This is a genomic window from Sphingobacterium sp. NPDC055431, assembly GCF_053644255.1.
Map to the genome: position 1 here is coordinate 86,935 of NZ_JBSHLH010000003.1, position 18,064 is coordinate 104,998.

Sequence of the window (18,064 nt, forward strand, 5' to 3'; positions counted from 1 at the left end):
CTATACTTATTTTATTCGGTTATGAAAATCCTAAACGCTGATCAGTTGAAAATTGTAGACCAGGAAACCATCCAAAATGAAGGGATCAATTCTTGGGAACTCATGGAGCGTGCTTCTAGCATAGTCAGCACGGCAATCTTGGATGATTATTTTGATGTCATCAAGGAACTGCCCATTGCCATCGTTTGTGGAAAGGGCAATAATGGTGGTGATGGATTAGCTATTGCGAGGCAATTGATGGATTCAGGCTACGATGTAGAAGTTCGGTTATTGAAGTCGGATCATTATACGGCCGACAATCAGTTGAACCAAGATAAATTGGACAACATACAGTATTTCGATTTAGATGATGACCTCGATCTTCCCATAGAAGGGTTTTTAATAGACTGTTTATTTGGGTATGGATTGAATGCAACTCTTTCTGATGAATGGCGAGGAGTCATTGAACAGATGAATGATTTTCAAGGCAGGATAATATCGGTTGATATGCCCTCTGGCTTAATGCTGGATGCTGTTGGTCAATTTGAAGACCTTATTGTCCGTGCCAGCAAGGTCTACACCTTCCAGTTTCCTAAATTGGCACTGTTACTTCCTCAGAATTCCATTTTTGTAGGAGAATTCGAAGTCCTGGACATCGGCTTGGATGAGAATTCTATCCTGAAGCAAAGTACATCAAATCGCTATGTTGAAGTAGGAATGCTTGATATCTTATTGCGTTCCAGGTCAAGGTATTCGCATAAGGGTACCTTTGGGCATGTAGCAATTGTTGGAGGAAGTTTAGGGAAAATGGGAGCAGTTTTAATGGCTACAAAGGCTGCCCTAAAATCTGGTTGCGGTCTGGTAACTGCTTATATCCCGAAATGTGGCTACAATGTTTTGCAGATCGGTTTTCCAGAAGCTATGGTCTTATTGGATTCATCGGAAGAAAAGTTAGTTGACTTCCAAGTTCAGGGTGAGTTTTCTGCATATGGGGTTGGTATTGGGATGGGAAAGGATGAAGAAACCGTTCGCGGTTTTGGAATATGGTTGCAATCACTTGCTGAGGACAGTAAAATGGTTTTGGATGCGGATGCCCTAAACATCATCGCTGAAAATGAACATCTGTTAAAGCACCTACCTATTAATACTATTCTGACCCCGCACCCTAAGGAATTAAGACGCTTGATTGGGGAATGGGAGAATGATTTGGAGAAATTGGATAAAGTGAAAGCATTTTGCAGTGAAAACCAAGTGATTTTGGTCATCAAAGGAGCAAACACGGCTATTGTGAATCCTGCTGCTGAGGTTTATTTCAATTCTACCGGTAATCCTGGTATGGCAACTGGAGGAACTGGTGATGTATTGACCGGTATTATCAGTAGTTTACTTGCCCAAGGTTATAATGCCTTAGATGCAGCTGTTCTCGGGGTTTATATTCATGGTTCTGCAGGTGATTTTGCGAAAGATTGGGTAGGTGAGACCAGTTTGATTGCATCTGATCTGATCGATCATTTGGCCTCTGCCTTTATGAATCTCTTGAATGAAAGCGAGTAAATATGAAATTCAAATGATAGCATTGGACTAGAGGCTAATTTAGGTCCGGTAAAATATCCTTATCTTTATCCAATGCAAGTTCACATCAAAAATATGGTATGTCCTCGCTGCGTTATGGCAGTTGAACAGATCTTGAAAAGGATGGATGTTCCATTTGGTGATGTGAGTATTGGTTCCATTAACTTATGCAGACCCTTTACAGACGCAGAACGTATTCTATTTGACCAAGAGCTCAAGTTGATTGGATTTGAAGTATTAAAGGATAGGAAGCAGATTTTAGTCGAAGAGATAAAAATAGCGCTCTCAGAGATGTTGAAGGCGGAGGAGTCAATGTCAATCAAAACGTCGAGTTATCTATCAGAAAGGTTCAATCTGGAATATTCCTATCTGAGTAGTGCGTTTTCCGAAGTCCAAGGGGAGAGTATCGAAAAATATTTAATCAACCTAAAGGTTGAAAAGGTTAAAGAGCTGTTGAGCTATGATGCCACTTTGGCGGAGATAGCGGCACAACTGCAATACAGCAGTATCGCTCATTTGAGCAACCAATTTAAAAAGACGACCGGGGTTAGCCCTTCTGTTTATAAGAAACAGTTGATCTAATCTTGAAATTTAAATAAAACAGAAAAGCCCGCAAATTGCGGGCTTTCTGTTTTTGTTCAATTGTTATTTAAGGTTATCACGGTAAACTGTAGCTTTTTTAACTTCAGTTTGGATGTCTTTACGAGAAGCATCGTAAGTCAATACTTTCTCATAGTCTGTAATAGCTTTGTTGTACGCGTCAGTAGCTGTTGCTTTATTGTAGTTAGCCGCACCTTTAGTACCTGTAAGGATTCCTAGATCGCGGTAAGCAATAGCACGGTTTTGATATAATTTTGCGTCATTTGCATTGATAGCGATTGCTTTAGTATAGTCAGCTGTAGCAGATTTCAATAAAGCTTCACGTTCTTGGTTGCTCAATTTCAACTCTTTGTTTACTGCCATGTTGTTGTTCGCTTTTGCTTTGTAGTAGTAAGCAGAAGTGTTTTTGGCATCCAAGGAGATTACTTTGTTGAAATTAGCGATAGCTTTTTTGTAATCACCATTTTGGAATTGAGAGTAACCTAATAAATACACAACTTCAGGTTCGTTTCCAGCATTAGGTAATGCCTTTTCGAATTGAGTTGCTGCAGTTTTAAAATCACCGTCCAATAATGCTTTTTCACCAGCACGTACATTTGGATCGCTGTGTTGTTTTTCTTGTGCTTGTGCACCCATTGTAGCTAATGCCAAAGCAACAGTAGCTAACCCAATCTTAATCGTCTTCATCTGTGTATTCAAGTTATTTAATTTCATGTCTGAATTTTTATGTTGTTTTCCCTGTAAATTTCTATACTCCTACTAATAGAGTAAAAATCTGTTAAATAGTTTAACGCCGCAATCAATAGTTATAAACATTTCCACATTTTGTAACTTGCTTCTAAATATTGCAGAAATCTATACACAAAGGTGACAAAGAATGTGCTGATTACTGACGATTTAACAGATACAAATCAATAATAGCATAAAATGTACCAAATTTCGGACTTGGCACTTTGCTTGCACTATATGAGTTCATTAATTTTAAAATAAAAAATAGCTGATCGTCTGACAAGATGTCGGCAAGCTGGACATGTACATATGAACAAATTTGATTCATTCAATTTTAATCAAACGTTACCTATCATAAACGAAGAAACTGAATTCTTTCCCTTATTGACTCAACAGGATGAGGATGAAATGAGGAATGCAGAAATTCCCGATCAACTCCCGATTCTACCCCTTAGGAACACGGTTCTTTTTCCGGGTGTGGTGATCCCTATTACGGTTGGTCGAGATAAGTCTATTAAATTGGTAAAGGATGCCTATAAGGGTGATCGCACTATTGCTGTAGTATCGCAGAAAGATATGACGGTTGAGGATCCTACTTTTGAACAATTGAACAAAGTAGGGACCGTAGCCCATATCATCAAGATCCTTCAGATGCCTGATGGTAACACAACGGTGATCATTCAGGGTAAGCAGCGTGTGAAACTAAAGGAATTGGTTCAGACTGAGCCTTACCTGATCGCTCGTGTAGAGAAATTTCCGGAGGATAAACCAAAAACGAGCAGTAAAGAATTCAAGGCTTTGATCTCTTCTGTGAAGGAAATGGCTTTGCAGATCATTCAACTTTCGCCAAACCTACCAAGTGAGGCAGGAATTGCTATCAAGAATATCGAAAGTCCTACTTTCCTGGTGAACTTTATCTCTTCAAATCTTTCATTGGAGCTGGAGCAGAAACAGGACTTATTGGAAATCAAGGATTTTGTGAAGCGTGCTAAACAATTGTTGGAGCATTTGACGACTGAAATCCAGATGTTGGAGCTGAAGAATCAAATCCAAAATAAGGTGAGGATTGATTTAGATAAGCAACAACGCGATTATTTCTTGAGCCAACAACTGAAGACCATTCAGGAGGAATTGGGAGGGAATACCCCGGACCTTGAAATCGAAGAACTGAAGAAAAGGGCAAAAGCGAAAAAATGGAGAGAGGATGTGGGCAAACATTTCCAAAAGGAATTGGAGAAATTGGCCCGTATCAATCCCGCTGCTGCTGATTATTCGGTGCAGTTGAACTATTTGGAATTGTTGTTGGATTTGCCATGGGGTGAATTTACCAAGGACAATTTCGATTTGGCTCGAGCAGAAAAGGTTTTGAACAAAGACCATTATGGTCTGGAAAAAGTGAAGCAACGTATCATTGAATATTTGGCTGTCTTGAAGCTGAAAAATGATATGAAAGCTCCAATCTTATGTTTGGTAGGGCCTCCAGGAGTTGGTAAGACTTCGTTGGGGAAATCTATTGCTAAAGCTTTAGGAAGAAAATATACCCGTATGGCCTTGGGAGGTATCCGTGATGAAGCGGAAATCAGGGGGCATCGAAAAACTTATATCGGCGCCATGCCTGGGCGTATCATTCAATCCTTGAAAAAAGCAGGTGCTTCAAATCCTGTGTTTGTTTTGGATGAGATTGATAAAATAGGTTCTGATTTTAAAGGTGATCCTTCTTCAGCTTTGTTGGAGGTTTTGGATCCTGAACAAAATACCCACTTCTACGATCATTATGTGGAAATGGAATATGATCTATCCAAAGTGATGTTCATAGCCACTGCCAATTCATTGAGCGGTGTGCAGCCTGCACTCTTGGACCGTATGGAGATTATTGAAGTCAATGGTTACACCATTGAGGAGAAGATTGAGATCGCCAAGAAACACTTGTTGCCTAAGCAGCGTGAAATGCACGGTATCCAAGCAAAAGACATTGCTCTGAAACCTAAGATGATTGAGAAAATCATTGAAGAATATACCCGTGAATCTGGTGTCCGTGGTCTGGAAAAGAAAATCGGTTCGATCGTACGCGGTATTGCAACGAGGATCGTGATGGAAAAACCGTATGATCATAACCTTTCGGCAGAGGATGTGGAGGAAATCTTAGGTCCACCAATCTTTGACAAGGACCTGTATGAGAACAATGATATCGCTGGGGTTGTAACTGGTTTAGCCTGGACTTCGGTTGGCGGTGATATCCTATTTATTGAATCTAGCTTGAGCCCGGGAAAAGGGAAGCTGAGCTTGACGGGTAACTTAGGTGACGTGATGAAAGAATCTGCTGCCATTGCAATGGCCTACCTACGCTCTCATGCTGATGAGTTTGGAATTGATTTTAAAGTCTTTGATCAATGGGATGTGAATATTCACGTGCCTGCCGGTGCTACACCTAAAGATGGACCATCTGCCGGCATCACCATGTTGACTGCCTTGGCATCCTTGTTTACCCAACATAAGGTAAAACCTAAATTGGCCATGACCGGTGAGATCACTCTTCGTGGCAAGGTATTGCCAGTAGGAGGGATCAAGGAGAAAATATTAGCGGCTAAGCGCGCAAACATCAAGGATATCATCTTGAGTAAGTCCAACCAAAAGGATATTTTGGAGATCAAGGAAGATTATATCAAAGACTTGAATTTCCATTATGTAAGCGAGATGCGTGAAGTGGTTAAATTGGCGCTACTGGATGAAAAAGTTAAGAACGCAAAACAATTAAATCGAGAGAATTACTAATTTATATTGCATAATATCTAAGGCACAATTAATTCAAAATTGTGCCTTTTTTATTGTGTGTAGGATCGACGGTTTCCTTGTTAAGGGCTGATTTCCAAATCGGTTTGTCAGGGTCATTCAATCTTATGAGGTTAATTTTAATTATAATTTAATAAACAGTATTTTTGCGGCAATGAATCTCAACAGTAATACAGCGAGGTTTGTCAAGCGGGTCATTACCTCACCTCTATTAATTTATATCATCCGGTGTCTGATTGGTTTTGTTATTGGATACTTATTGTATCTAAGGTTTAAACAGTTTGAGGTCTTCTGGGCATTATTATCCATTATTTTAGTTATTTCTCCTGAGGAAAAGGATTCGAAAAGGCTTTCAATTGAGCGATTCAAGTCGAATTTTGTAGGGTCGGTCGTAGCCATGGGCTGTGTTTGGCTGTTGCCAAAGTCGGTATATTCTATTATGACAGGTATCGTGCTGACCATTTTCCTATGTTGGGGATTCAAGATCCTGAACATGGCAAGGGTAGCAATCGTGGCCTTATTGATCATAATGATAGAACCTCACCATACACAGATTGCCTATACGCCAATCTATCGTGCACTATCGACGGGTATTGGCTGTATTATAGGGTTGACGATCGTGATTGTATCTTCAGGAGTGATTCAATTCATGCGGGAAAAATACAAGATATTTACGGAGCCTGCCTAACAGCGAGTTACAATATAAATCCATCACTTACAATTAAATCGTTATTTTTACGGCAATGATTGAATTATATACTGACGGCGCATCCAGCGGAAATCCTGGTCCTGGTGGTTATGGAACTATCCTAAGGGCAATTTATCAAGGGGCAAATCCTGAATTTCAAGGTAAACTAATCGAAAAGGAATTTTCTGGAGGCTTTAGGAAAACGACCAATAACCGAATGGAATTATTGGCAGTTATCATTGGTCTAGAAGCCTTGAAGAACCTCAATCAGCAAGTGACCGTATTTTCGGATTCGAAATATGTCATCGATGCCATTGATAAAAAATGGGTATATGGCTGGATTCAGAAAGGATTTCAAGGAAAGAAGAATAAAGACCTTTGGATGCGGTTGATGAATGTATATAAACTGCATAAGGTCAAGTTGGTATGGGTAAAAGGCCATGCTGGGCATCCGCTAAACGAGCGATGTGACCAATTGGCTGTTAAGGCATCAAAAGATAAGTCCACCTGGAAAATAGATTCTGTGTTTGAATCAGAATTGCAAAAAGGCTTAGATATTTAATCTAAGCCTTTTTCATTTATGTTCGAGATGGATTAGATCAATCCAGCACGTTTCAATAGAGGGTCAACGGAAGGTTCTTTTCCACGGAACTGTTTATAGAGTTTCATTGGATGTTCCGTACCGCCTTTTGAAAGAATATTGTCCTTGAATTTTTTTGCAACCTCCCGATTGAAGATACCTTCCTGTTGGAAATAATCGAAAGCATCTGCATCCAGGACCTCTGCCCATTTATAGGAGTAATATCCTGAAGAGTAACCGCCATCAAAGATATGGGAGAAAGATGTTGACATGACATTCTCCTTGACATCGGGATAGATCGCTGTTTCCGCGAACTGTTGAGTTTCAAAATCTTTCACCTTGCTGATAGCACTTGGGTCCTGTCCATGCCAACCCATATCTAAAAGGCCGAAGCTCAACTGTCTGACCGTTGCCAGCCCTTCCAAGAAGGAAGCAGAATCTTTGATTTTTTGGATGTATTCCATGGGAATGGTTTCGCCAGTTTCATAATGCTTGGCAAAAAGTTTTAAAGCTTCCTCTTCATAGCACCAGTTTTCCATAATTTGACTTGGAAGTTCGACGAAATCCCAAAAGACGGAAGTTCCGGAAAGGGTAGGATAGGTCGTGTCTGCCAACATGCCATGTAAGGCATGGCCAAATTCATGGAACAGGGTGGTAACCTCGTTGAATGTTAACAAAGAGGGCTTACTTGAAGTAGGTCGAGTAAAGTTGCAGACGATCGAAACATGAGGTCTCTCATTGTGATCATCTTTAATATATTGCGATTTGTAGGAGGTCATCCATGCGCCATTTCTCTTGCCCTTACGGGGGAAGAAGTCTGCATAGAAAACCGCGACTAAATCACCCTCATCTGTACTTACCTCATAGGTCTGTACTTCTGGATGATATTTGTCTATATTCTGGATTTCCTTAAAATTCAAGCCATAGAGACGGTGGGCAATTTCAAATACACCATTTAAGACATTGTCTAATTTGAAATATGGCCTTAACTTTTCATCATCCAGATTGAAACGTTCTTGTTTCAGTTTTTCTGAATAATAACTGCCATCCCATTTTTCTAAATGGTCTAAACCATCCTTTTCTTTTGCATATTGGCTCAATTCGGCAAATTCCTTTAATGCTGCTGGTTTGCCTTTTGCAAGGAGGTCATTCAAAAATGAAGTAACGGTATTGGGGTTTTGAGCCATACGTTCTTCTAATTTGAAGTGTGCGTGGGAATCATAACCTAATAATTTAGCCCGTTGATGTCTCAGTTTGGCAATTTTTAGGATTATTTCTTCATTGTTGTTTGCATTGTCCTGAAAGCCTTTTTTACCAGCAGCGATTGCCAATTCTTTTCGCAATTCGCGGTTGCTGGCATAGGTCATAAATGGGATGTAGCTAGGATAGTCTAAGGTGAAAATCCAGCCTTCTTTGCCTTCTTCTTTTGCGAGTTCATGTGCTGCCTCGATCACAGAATCAGGAAGGCCATGAAGCTCCTCTTTTTTCAAGATATGTAATTGATAGGCATTGGTATCCGCCAATACATGTTCTGCGAAGTTTAATTTCAATACCGACATTTCCTGGTCGATTCCCCTGAGTTCTTTTTTCTTTTCGTCCGCTAGCAAGGCGCCATTGCGAACGAAATCTCTATAGTTTTTGGTCAATAAAGTTTCTTGTTCAGGGCTAAGATTTAGGTTGTCTTTTTGATCATATACCTCCTTGATCTTTAGGAATAACTCATAGTTCAAGGTGATGTCGGAGCTTAATTCTGCCAACATGGGAGCTACCTGTACAGCAATCTTTTCTAATTCATCATTCGTTTCTGCAGAATGGAGATTGAAAAATATATTGGAAATCCGATCTAATTGCATTCCAGAGAAGGATAGTGCCTCGATCGTATTTTCAAAGGTTGCTGCTTGAGAGTTTGTTGCAATCTGTTCAATTTCCCCTTTAGTTTCAGCTATTGCTTCCTGAAAGGCTGGAACGTAATCTTCGTTTTTGATTTGGGAAAAGGGAGCTGTATTATAATTCGTCTCGAAAGACTTTGTAAGAATATTCATAGTATATAAAGTTACAAATATAAATCTACTGGAAATGGGTCTGGAATATAGATTTATCAAGATTTTACGGAAACATTACGTATCATTATACGTTATAACAATAAAAAAAGATAAACATGAGAAATATTGCTAAGTCATTATTTGTTGTCCCGGTTTTGGTATTAAGTATGAGTGCTTGTAATAATTCTGGACAGGAGGCTAAAGACAACAAAGAAAATGATGCTGTGGCAGATGAATGGACCGCTTCAGAATTGGCCGGAAAATATGTGTTTGATGAAAATGGAGATACGATTTTATTGGATCTGAAAAGTCAAAACGACTCCCTTATTGGGCCATTAAGCTATAATTTTCAAGAAAAAGACAAGAACCATGGAGAATTCCGAGGAGTAATCAAGGATTCTTTATTGGTGGGTGAATATAGTTTTATGTCAGAAGGGGTAAACTCTGTTAGGGAGACAGTTTTTGGAATTGTTCCAGAAGGGTTGATTGAAGGATTTGGCGATGTGGAAGAGATCGATTCGAAGTTTGTTTTCAAAAATATGGACAGTTTGAGGTTTGATCATGGGATGATTTTACATAAAAAATAAGCTTCCATTGGGTGTTTAGTTCATTTTCTTTAAAAAGTTTGGTCATTTGATTAAAATATTTGTTTAATTCTCTTAAATGTTCTTACCTTTGGGCAATCTCAAGTGAAAAGCCAAAAGATGAATAAGAAGGAAGAGAAGGAATTAGATACATCAACCGAAGACAAAATAAAAGAAGCAGCGCGCATTGTATTTCATAAGAAAGGATATGCAGCGACTAGGACCAGAGATATTGCTGATGAAGCAGGAATCAACCTATCCCTTTTAAATTATTATTTCAGAAGTAAGGAAAAGCTTTTCGAACTCATTATGCTGGAAACACTAGGTGAGTTTATGAAAGGCTTGGTCTTGGTATTAAATGACCATGAGTCTACCTTATTGGAGAAAGTCAGTGCCATTGCTGAGCATTATATCGATTCGATAAAGAATAAACCCGAGATTCCTGGATTTATCGTGAGTGAGATCCGATCCAATGTCAATAATATTCTCGAGAAAATTCCTGTCCGTGAAATCTTAGGTGAATCATTCTTTGTCCAACAATTGGATGAGGAAATAAAGAATGGAACCCTGAAGGAGGTTAGTCCTATTCAATTTATTATGAACGTTTTGGGTATGGTCCTGTTTCCTTTTATTGCTCAACCTATGATCATGAACGGAACGGGGCTCAACAACAATGAATTTTTTGCCTTGATGGAAGAACGTAAGAAGTTGATTCCCATTTGGGTGCAGGCTATGTTTAAAGCATAGTCTATTTTTTTGTCTATAAATTGGTCAATTGTTTAAATCAATATATTAAAATATATGATTAAGGTAAATATCTTTACGAAAGTTTTAAGTTTTATTCTTTTTATGGGAATAGGGAATAGCTTCGCTATTGCGCAAAGTGAGATAGGGAAACTGAGTTTGGAGGATTGCTACACTTTAGCTCGCTCCAATTACCCACTAATCAAGCAACAAGGTCTCATATCAAGGACGAATGAGTTTTCCTTGGATAATGCTCAAAAGGCTGTCATGCCACAGTTGTCTGTGGCCGGTCAGGCAACACATCAATCTGATGTGACATCGATGCCTATTAAGCTTCCCAATATGGATATCCCAAGCATAAGCAAGAGTCAATATAAGGTTTATGCTGAGCTGACTCAATCCTTGACTGGTCTTTTGAATCTCAAGGACCAAAAGGAAAACCTAAATGCCAGTTCTGCCGTCGAAAACCAAAAAGTTGAGGTGGAAATGTACAAGCTGAAAGAAAGGATCAATAACCTTTATTTTGCCGTATTGCTTTTGGATAGACAAAAAGAACAGATTAATCTGAGTGTCCAAGACCTACAGAGCGGCATTGAAAAAATGGAAACTGCGGTTGCCAATGGTGTTGCGCTTAGGAGTTCTGCTAGTAATCTGAAGGCGGAAAAATTGAAAGCTGAGCAAAGAATTACAGAATTGGATTTCAACAAGAAAGCTTATCTGGAAGTTCTAGGTGTAATGATTGGAGAAAAGCTAGGTCCTGACACCAAATTACAGACTCCAGCTGCCTTGCAATGGAATAATGAAATCCATAGGCCGGAACAGACCTTATTTTCTTTACAAAGGAAATCTCTTGATGTTCAGAATAAATTGATTGATAATAAGTCTTTGCCACAATTTAGCCTATTTGTTCAAGGTGGTGTTGGGCAGCCGGCATTGAATATGCTGAATCCCGAAACGCAAGGCTTTTATATTGCCGGATTGCGTTTGGCTTGGAACCTGAACAGTTTCTATACCCAGAAAAATGAAAAGAATATCATAAAGAACAACCAACGGATATTGGAGGTGCAAGAGGAAACTTTCCTATTCAATACAAAAATGAGCCTTTCGCAACAGAAAACAGAACTGTCTAAGTTTCAAGAATTGCTGAAAACCGATCAAGAGATAATCGACCTTCGGGAGCAAGTAAAGAATTCTACATTGAACCAGTTGAATTATGGCACTGCCAGCAGCAACGATTACCTTATTTCGGTGAATGTGGTGGAACAGGCAAAACAGAACCTCGCCTTGCATGAAGTTCAACTCTTAATGGCTCAATATAACTTACAAACAACATCTGGAAAAGCAGAAAACTAATCATAATGAAAAGACTGAAAATATATTTGTTCCTAAGTACTGGAATACTGGCTTTGGGATCCTGTAAAAATGATAAAGATACCTTCGATGCCTCAGGGAGTTTTGAGGCAATAGAGACCATAATTTCTGCTGAGGCGAATGGGACTATCAAAGAGTTTAATCTAGAAGAAGGGGACCAGTTAGCTGTGGGGCAACAAATTGGCTATATAGATACGGTGCAGACCTATCTAAAGAAGCGCCAATTAGAGGCTCAGGTTGGTGCTGGATTAAGTAGGAAACCGAATATACCTGTCCAGCTATCTGCCATTAAAGAACAAATCCAGCACTTAGAAAGGGAGAGAATTAGGACCCAAAACCTGATCGCTGGTGACGCAGCGACCCCTAAGCAGTTAGATGATATCAATGCGCAGATAAAATTGCTCAATAGACAGTTAGAAGCCCAACAATCCAGCCTTTCGATTTCAAATCAAAGTATAGGGAAGGAAGTCGTGCCTTTGGAAGTGCAGATCTATCAATTGGAAGATCAATTAAAGAAATCTAAAATCGTGAATCCTGTCCAAGGGACGGTCTTGACTAAATATGCCGAAGTGAACGAATCTGCAGGTATGGGAAAACCACTGTATAAGATTGCCGACCTGTCCAGCATGATATTGAGGGCATATATTACCGGCAATCAGCTTCCAAATGTCAAGTTGAACCAAAAGGTTCAGGTGTTGACTGATGATGGAAACGATGGATACCATACTACTGAAGGGATCATCACTTGGATTAACAGTAAAGCAGAGTTTACTCCGAAGACTATACAGACCAAAGACGAAAGGGCTAATCAAGTCTATGCTATCAAAGTCAAGGTAAAGAATGATGGAAGATATAAGATTGGCATGTATGCTGAAATAAAGTTTATCTGATATGGATATGGTGCAAGTAGTTGATCTGGTAAAAACCTACAATAAAGGTGCACTCACCGCTGTGGACCATGTGGATATTTCTGTGAAAAAGGGTGAGCTATTTGGTCTAATTGGTCCGGACGGAGCAGGAAAGACAAGTATTTTCAGGATTTTGACTACCCTTCTGTTGCCTACAGAAGGAACTGCAAGTGTAGCAGGTTTAGATGTTGTCAAAGACTATAAACAGATCAGGAAGCTAATTGGCTATATGCCCGGTAAATTTTCACTGTACCAAGACCTAACCATTGAGGAGAACCTTAATTTCTTCGCGTCAGTTTTTGGAACTACGGTTGAAGAAAACTATGATCTGATCAAGGATATTTATGTGCAGATCGAACCATTCAAGGATAGACGGGCAGGCAAATTGTCTGGGGGAATGAAACAAAAACTAGCCTTGTGCTGCGCCCTGATCCATAAGCCCGAGGTTTTATTCTTAGATGAACCGACAACAGGAGTTGATGTGGTGTCGAGGAAAGAGTTTTGGGACATGTTGGCTAGACTAAAGGATCAAGGGATTACGATCTTGGTTTCAACCCCATACATGGACGAGGCTACCCTTTGCGAGCGTATTGCCTTGATACAAAATGGCAAGATTCTAAGCGTTGAGTCTCCAGATGAAATCATAAAGCAGTATCCAGATCCTTTGTATGCCATCAAAGCTAATAATATGGGCAAACTATTGGTTGATCTCAGAAATAATCCCAATATCAAAACCTGCAATGCCTTTGGTGAGTACCATCATATCAGTTTCAAAGAAGATAGCGATCATGCAGAAGAAATGCTGCTGAAATCACTTGGAAATCAAAACCATCTGGGATTGGATATCAAGATAATCAAACCCAATATTGAGGATTGTTTCATTAACCTAATGAACTAACATGACAGACGAAGTTGTAATAAAGACTGATAAGCTCACTAAGAAATTTGGCGATTTCATTGCGACCAACTCCATCAGTTTTGAGGTCTATAAAGGTGAAATCTTTGGTTTTTTGGGTGCCAACGGTGCAGGCAAAACCACCGCCATGAAAATGCTCTGCGGTCTTTCAAAACCAAGTTCTGGAAATGCCAATATTGCTGGTTTCGATATCTATAAACAGACGGAGGAAATCAAGAAAAATATAGGCTACATGAGCCAGAAGTTTTCGCTCTATGAGGACTTGACGGTTAATGAAAACATTGATTTTTTCGGAGGTATCTATGGCCTCAATTACAAGCAGCTGAAAGATAAACGGACTGAACTGTTAAGGACCTTAGGTCTGGAAAATGAAGCCAAGAAATTGGTAGCCTCCTTGCCCTTAGGATGGAAGCAAAAGTTGGCCTTCTCCGTTGCTGTCATCCACGATCCAAAGATTGTTTTCTTGGATGAACCGACCGGGGGAGTGGATCCCGTTACCCGAAGGCAGTTTTGGGACCTGATATATGCTGCTGCAGCACGTGGGATAACCATTTTTGTCACTACCCACTATATGGACGAAGCGGAATACTGTAACCGGATTTCGATGATGGTGGATGGAGAGATAAAAGCTTTGGATAGCCCGCTAAACCTTAAAAGAACATATAAAGCGGAAACCATGGATGACGTGTTTTATGAACTGGCTCGCGCCGCTAAAAGGAAGGGAGATTAGATGAAACAGTTTATGTCCTTTGTTCGTAAGGAATTCTACCATGTGTTCAGGGATAGAAAGACTTTACTGATGTTGTTTGGATTACCGATCGTGCAGATCGTATTGTTCGGATTCGCCCTGACCAACGAGGTTAAGAATGCAAAAATCGTAATCTGTGACTATTCCCAAGATATAGCCACTCAGGAAATAACGAGAAAGTTTGAAGCCAATCGGAATTTCCAAGTCACGAAATCCTTGATGAGCTATAAAGATATTGAGGACTCCTTTCAAAAGGAAAATATTAAGCTTGCTGTGGTGTTCCCAGCAAAGTTTAATGAGGATTTAATGCACCTGAAAAAAGCCCAAATCCAGGTGATCTCGGATGGTTCTGACCCGAATACGGCCAGTACCCTTCAGAACTATGCAAATGCTGTCATCATGGATTATCAGATGGATCTGATGCAGGGGCAGGAAATGCCTTATTCCATCAACACCGAATTGAGGATGCTCTACAATCCCGAGCTAAAAGGAGCGATGAACTTTGTTCCGGGTATTATGGCATTGGTGCTTATGTTGATCTGTGTGCTGATGACAGCTGTTTCTATCGTGAAGGAAAAAGAAATGGGCACTATGGAGATCTTGCTGGTTTCGCCTTTTAATCCATTTCTGGTAATAGTTTCTAAGGCACTGCCATATTTTATGTTGTCATTGATCAACTTGGCAGTTATCCTGATCATGGCCGTGACGCTCATGGGCATGCCAATTCATGGAAGTCTTATTTTGTTGGTCGCTGAGAGTGCGCTGTTGATCATCTGTGCCTTGTCAGTAGGGCTTTTGATTTCCAATGTGACGAACTCCCAACAGGCAGCAATGCTGATCTCCATGATGGGGATGATGTTGCCGATCCTGTTGTTTACCGGTTTTATGTTTCCTATCGAAAACATGCCCATGCCATTGCAGCTGGTATCCAATTTGGTTCCATCAAAGTGGTATTATATCATCGTAAAATCCATTATGCTGAAAGGTCTTGGGATTGCTGCCATATGGAAGGAAACCTTGATTTTGATAGGGATGACAGTTATCCTTTTGGTATTAAGTTTGAAAAATTTTAAAACAAGGTTAGAATGAGATCATTGTTGTTTTTGTTGAGAAAAGAGTTTAAGCAGATCTTTAGAAATAAAGCGTTGCTCCCTTTGATATTTGTTGCACCTATCATGCAATTGATCATTCTACCTTTTGCAGCGGATTACGAGGTGAAAAACATCAATGTTTCTATCGTAGACCATGACCATTCTCCGGCTTCACAGCAATTGATTGCTAAGATGACAGCCTCTGGATATTTTAGGTTGACCGATTATGGGCAATCCTTTAAAGAAGCGTTGAAGCAGATCGAAAGTGAAAAGGCGGATTTAATACTTGAAATTCCGACAAACTTTGAAAAAGATCTGATAAAAGAGAAGTCTGCAGAGCTGTTTATTGCCGCTAATGCCATCAACGGAGTAAAAGCTGGATTGGGATCAAGCTATCTCAGTAGGATCATAATGGATTTCAATGAAGATATCCGGACCAAATGGGTCAATCAAAATGGAGTTTCTGCCAATTCACTGATAGATGTCACCTCTTCCAATTGGTTCAATCCCTATCTGATTTACAATAAGTTTATGGTACCAGGGATTCTGGTCGCTTTAGTGACCATGGTCTGTTCGTATATGTGCGCCCTAAATATCGTAAAGGAAAAAGAAGTTGGAACCATTGAACAGATCAATGTAACCCCAATCAAGAAATATCAATTCATCCTCGGTAAGCTGATTCCATTTTGGATCATCGGAATGTTTGTCTTTACGGTTGGGTTATTTGTGGTCGGCCGATTTATATATGGATTAGTGCCAGTAGGCAATATGTTTTGGTTGTATGGATACCTGTCCATTTACCTTATTGCGATTTTAGGTTTAGGATTGTTGATTTCTACGATCTCCGAAACCCAGCAACAGGCGATGTCGGTCGCATTCTTTTTCATCATGATTTTTATGATGATGAGCGGCCTGTTCACTTCCATTGACAGCATGCCTCAATGGGCTTATGTGGTGACGAAAATGATCCCTGTAACATACTTCATTGAAGTGGTCCGTATGATTGTATTAAAGGGAAGTGACTTTCAGGATATCCAGCATCATTTCTTGATCATTATAGGATTTGCCATTTTGCTGAATGGCCTTGCCATTTGGAACTATAGAAAAACATCATAGGGGTTTATTCAACCCCTAACCACCATTCTTTGGTGTCATTATCTTTATCTAAGTAAATAAGCTGTCCCATTTTTGGAGTCCAAATGGGAACATTTTTATTTTTAGCTTCTTTGCTAATTCGGATCATAGGATCATCCCAAGCATGGTTGGCAAGTGGGAATTTAGAATTATGAACAGGAATGATTCTTTTCGCCAGTAAATCCTGGGCAGCTGTAACAGCTTCCTCAGGCATCAGGTGGATGTATTTCCATAATTCATTGTATTGTCCATTTTCAAGGATAGCAACATCAAAAGGGCCGTATTGCTCACCAATTTCCTTAAAATGTTTGCCATAGCCAGAATCTCCACCTACAAATATCTTCAACGAATCGGATTGAACGACAAAAGAAGACCATAAGCTGGTATTTCTCTTTAACCAACGGCCTGAAAAGTGTCTTGCTGGCGCAGCAGTGAATTGCAAGCTGTCTAGGGTTAACTTTTCACCCCAATATAACTCATGGATCCGTTCAGTAGGATAGCCCCATTTTTCAAAATGGGCTCCAACACCTAAACTTGTCACGACATCCTTGACCTTGCTTTTCAGTTGCAATATGGAAGGATAATCCAAATGGTCGTAGTGATCATGGGTAAGGATAAGGATATCGATTTCAGGAAAATCCTCCGCCTTGTATTTATGGGTCATTTTGAATGCTTTCACGCTGCCTGGAATCGGTGAAGCATTCCCATTCAATACGGGATCCACTAATATTCTTTTTCCATCCAATTGCATGTAATAGGAGGAATGACCAAACCACACGTAGACATTCTGGTCCAAGGGAATATTTTTTAAATCAGTAATCTCTACCGGTAATGGTTTTGAAGGAACATTCCTTTTATCCTTTTCAAAGAAAAAAGACTTGAATACAGCGACTTGGCTTACACCTTCCTTGATTGCTGGCGTTTTTTCTAGATTGTCATATACCCCATCTTTAAAGGTGGCGGTATGCTCCATTCTTTTCAATCGATCCGCAGAAGCCAAAGCGCCCATTTGATCCGACCGGCTCAATAAATATACTGCCACAGCGATGATCAAGACTAAGGCAAGAATGATATACATAAGTATCTTAAATATTTTTTTCATGTTAAAGCGGCACAATTTACAGTATTATCTGTAATCTGATTGCAATAAATGAATTAGTTAAAGTATCCTAATCTTAATATCAATAATTATGTAAAAGTTAATCAATAAATAATAAAATATTTAACGAATAGTTAAATATCATTTATATTTTTACATTAGTTCTTTAACATAAACAGTAAGTCATGTATTTAATTGAAGATTCTTCGATCCAGTCGTTTTTTAAAACAATTAATGATTTGGACAAGAAGTATCAAGAGTACCTCGCTAATGATGGAAAGTGGTTAGGCGGGGGATTTCAAAATTTGTTTTGGGTCTTACCAATTGCAGGCTCAAAAAACCTAAAACTAAATTTAAAACCTGAGGTATTTATGCAATTGCCTCGACCGTTACGAAAAGAGATCAGTGGGCTAATGTTGCTGGATGGATGAAAGGGAGCATGTTTTAGCGATAAAACAAAAAAGCAAGTTAATGTATGTTAACTTGCTT

17 protein-coding genes are annotated in these 18,064 nt (G+C 39.6%); 14 read left to right on the top strand and 3 right to left on the bottom strand.

Features of this window, described 5'->3' with window-relative positions; translation table 11 throughout:
* Nucleotides 1-21 precede the first annotated feature (21 nt).
* Both ACWIB3_RS04935 and ACWIB3_RS04940 read left to right on the top strand, forming a co-directional pair.
* Entirely contained in the window at nt 22-1,533 is a 1,512-nt protein-coding gene (locus ACWIB3_RS04935; protein WP_454291051.1) for an NAD(P)H-hydrate dehydratase, read from the top strand.
* A 72-nt stretch (nt 1,534-1,605) separates the two neighbouring features.
* Nucleotides 1,606-2,133: a helix-turn-helix domain-containing protein gene (locus tag ACWIB3_RS04940; protein WP_454291052.1), complete on the top strand. Its 528-nt coding sequence runs from the start codon at nt 1,606-1,608 to the stop codon at nt 2,131-2,133.
* Nucleotides 2,134-2,196: 63 nt separating this feature from the next.
* Here ACWIB3_RS04940 and ACWIB3_RS04945 read toward each other — a convergent pair whose 3' ends face one another.
* Complete coding sequence (locus tag ACWIB3_RS04945; protein WP_093095065.1) at nt 2,197-2,865, bottom strand: tetratricopeptide repeat protein; 669 nt, start codon at nt 2,863-2,865, stop codon at nt 2,197-2,199.
* Nucleotides 2,866-3,189: 324 nt separating this feature from the next.
* Between ACWIB3_RS04945 and lon the strand changes: the two genes are divergently transcribed.
* The 3 genes from lon to rnhA all read left to right on the top strand — a co-directional run bounded on the left by lon (nt 3,190) and on the right by rnhA (nt 6,920).
* Entirely contained in the window at nt 3,190-5,652 is a 2,463-nt protein-coding gene (gene lon, locus ACWIB3_RS04950; RefSeq protein WP_185213624.1) for an endopeptidase La, read from the top strand.
* 172 nt (nt 5,653-5,824) lie between these two features.
* Nucleotides 5,825-6,358 carry an FUSC family protein gene (locus ACWIB3_RS04955; protein WP_185213625.1) on the top strand — a complete coding sequence of 178 codons (534 nt, stop codon included), beginning with the start codon at nt 5,825-5,827 and terminating at the stop codon, nt 6,356-6,358.
* A gap of 55 nt (nt 6,359-6,413) precedes the next feature.
* On the top strand, nt 6,414-6,920 hold the full coding sequence (gene rnhA, locus ACWIB3_RS04960; RefSeq protein ID WP_254528321.1) for a ribonuclease HI: 507 nt from the start codon (nt 6,414-6,416) through the stop codon (nt 6,918-6,920).
* A gap of 32 nt (nt 6,921-6,952) precedes the next feature.
* Here rnhA and ACWIB3_RS04965 read toward each other — a convergent pair whose 3' ends face one another.
* Nucleotides 6,953-8,980 (bottom strand): M3 family metallopeptidase, encoded by a 2,028-nt coding sequence (locus tag ACWIB3_RS04965; RefSeq protein WP_454291053.1) that lies wholly within the window; start codon nt 8,978-8,980, stop codon nt 6,953-6,955.
* A 116-nt stretch (nt 8,981-9,096) separates the two neighbouring features.
* Here ACWIB3_RS04965 and ACWIB3_RS04970 point away from each other — a divergent pair, with 116 nt between their 5' ends.
* The 8 genes from ACWIB3_RS04970 to ACWIB3_RS05005 all read left to right on the top strand — a co-directional run bounded on the left by ACWIB3_RS04970 (nt 9,097) and on the right by ACWIB3_RS05005 (nt 16,458).
* Nucleotides 9,097-9,567, top strand: coding sequence for a hypothetical protein (locus tag ACWIB3_RS04970; protein WP_185217235.1), 471 nt, complete (start codon nt 9,097-9,099; stop codon nt 9,565-9,567).
* A gap of 117 nt (nt 9,568-9,684) precedes the next feature.
* Entirely contained in the window at nt 9,685-10,311 is a 627-nt protein-coding gene (locus ACWIB3_RS04975; protein ID WP_454291054.1) for a TetR/AcrR family transcriptional regulator, read from the top strand.
* Between the two features lie 54 nt (nt 10,312-10,365).
* Nucleotides 10,366-11,661: a TolC family protein gene (locus ACWIB3_RS04980; RefSeq protein WP_454291055.1), complete on the top strand. Its 1,296-nt coding sequence runs from the start codon at nt 10,366-10,368 to the stop codon at nt 11,659-11,661.
* Nucleotides 11,662-11,666: 5 nt separating this feature from the next.
* Complete coding sequence (locus tag ACWIB3_RS04985) at nt 11,667-12,569, top strand: HlyD family secretion protein (RefSeq protein WP_454291056.1); 903 nt, start codon at nt 11,667-11,669, stop codon at nt 12,567-12,569.
* A 7-nt stretch (nt 12,570-12,576) separates the two neighbouring features.
* Nucleotides 12,577-13,485 (top strand): ABC transporter ATP-binding protein, encoded by a 909-nt coding sequence (locus ACWIB3_RS04990; protein ID WP_454291057.1) that lies wholly within the window; start codon nt 12,577-12,579, stop codon nt 13,483-13,485.
* A 1-nt stretch (nt 13,486) separates the two neighbouring features.
* Nucleotides 13,487-14,233, top strand: a complete 747-nt coding sequence (locus tag ACWIB3_RS04995; protein WP_254528331.1) for an ABC transporter ATP-binding protein — start codon at nt 13,487-13,489, stop codon at nt 14,231-14,233.
* A complete protein-coding gene (locus tag ACWIB3_RS05000) occupies nt 14,234-15,340 on the top strand; it encodes an ABC transporter permease (RefSeq protein ID WP_185213634.1) in 1,107 nt (368 codons plus the stop codon).
* On the top strand, nt 15,337-16,458 hold the full coding sequence (locus ACWIB3_RS05005; protein ID WP_454291058.1) for an ABC transporter permease: 1,122 nt from the start codon (nt 15,337-15,339) through the stop codon (nt 16,456-16,458). The genes ACWIB3_RS05000 and ACWIB3_RS05005 overlap by 4 nt, the downstream gene beginning before the upstream one ends.
* A 4-nt stretch (nt 16,459-16,462) precedes the next feature.
* On the opposite strand, the gene ACWIB3_RS05010 is transcribed toward ACWIB3_RS05005, so the two are convergent.
* Nucleotides 16,463-17,578 carry an MBL fold metallo-hydrolase gene (locus ACWIB3_RS05010; RefSeq protein ID WP_454291059.1) on the bottom strand — a complete coding sequence of 372 codons (1,116 nt, stop codon included), beginning with the start codon at nt 17,576-17,578 and terminating at the stop codon, nt 16,463-16,465.
* Nucleotides 17,579-17,760: 182 nt separating this feature from the next.
* Between ACWIB3_RS05010 and ACWIB3_RS05015 the strand changes: the two genes are divergently transcribed.
* On the top strand, nt 17,761-18,006 hold the full coding sequence (locus ACWIB3_RS05015) for a hypothetical protein (RefSeq protein ID WP_185213636.1): 246 nt from the start codon (nt 17,761-17,763) through the stop codon (nt 18,004-18,006).
* Nucleotides 18,007-18,064: the final 58 nt, after the last annotated feature.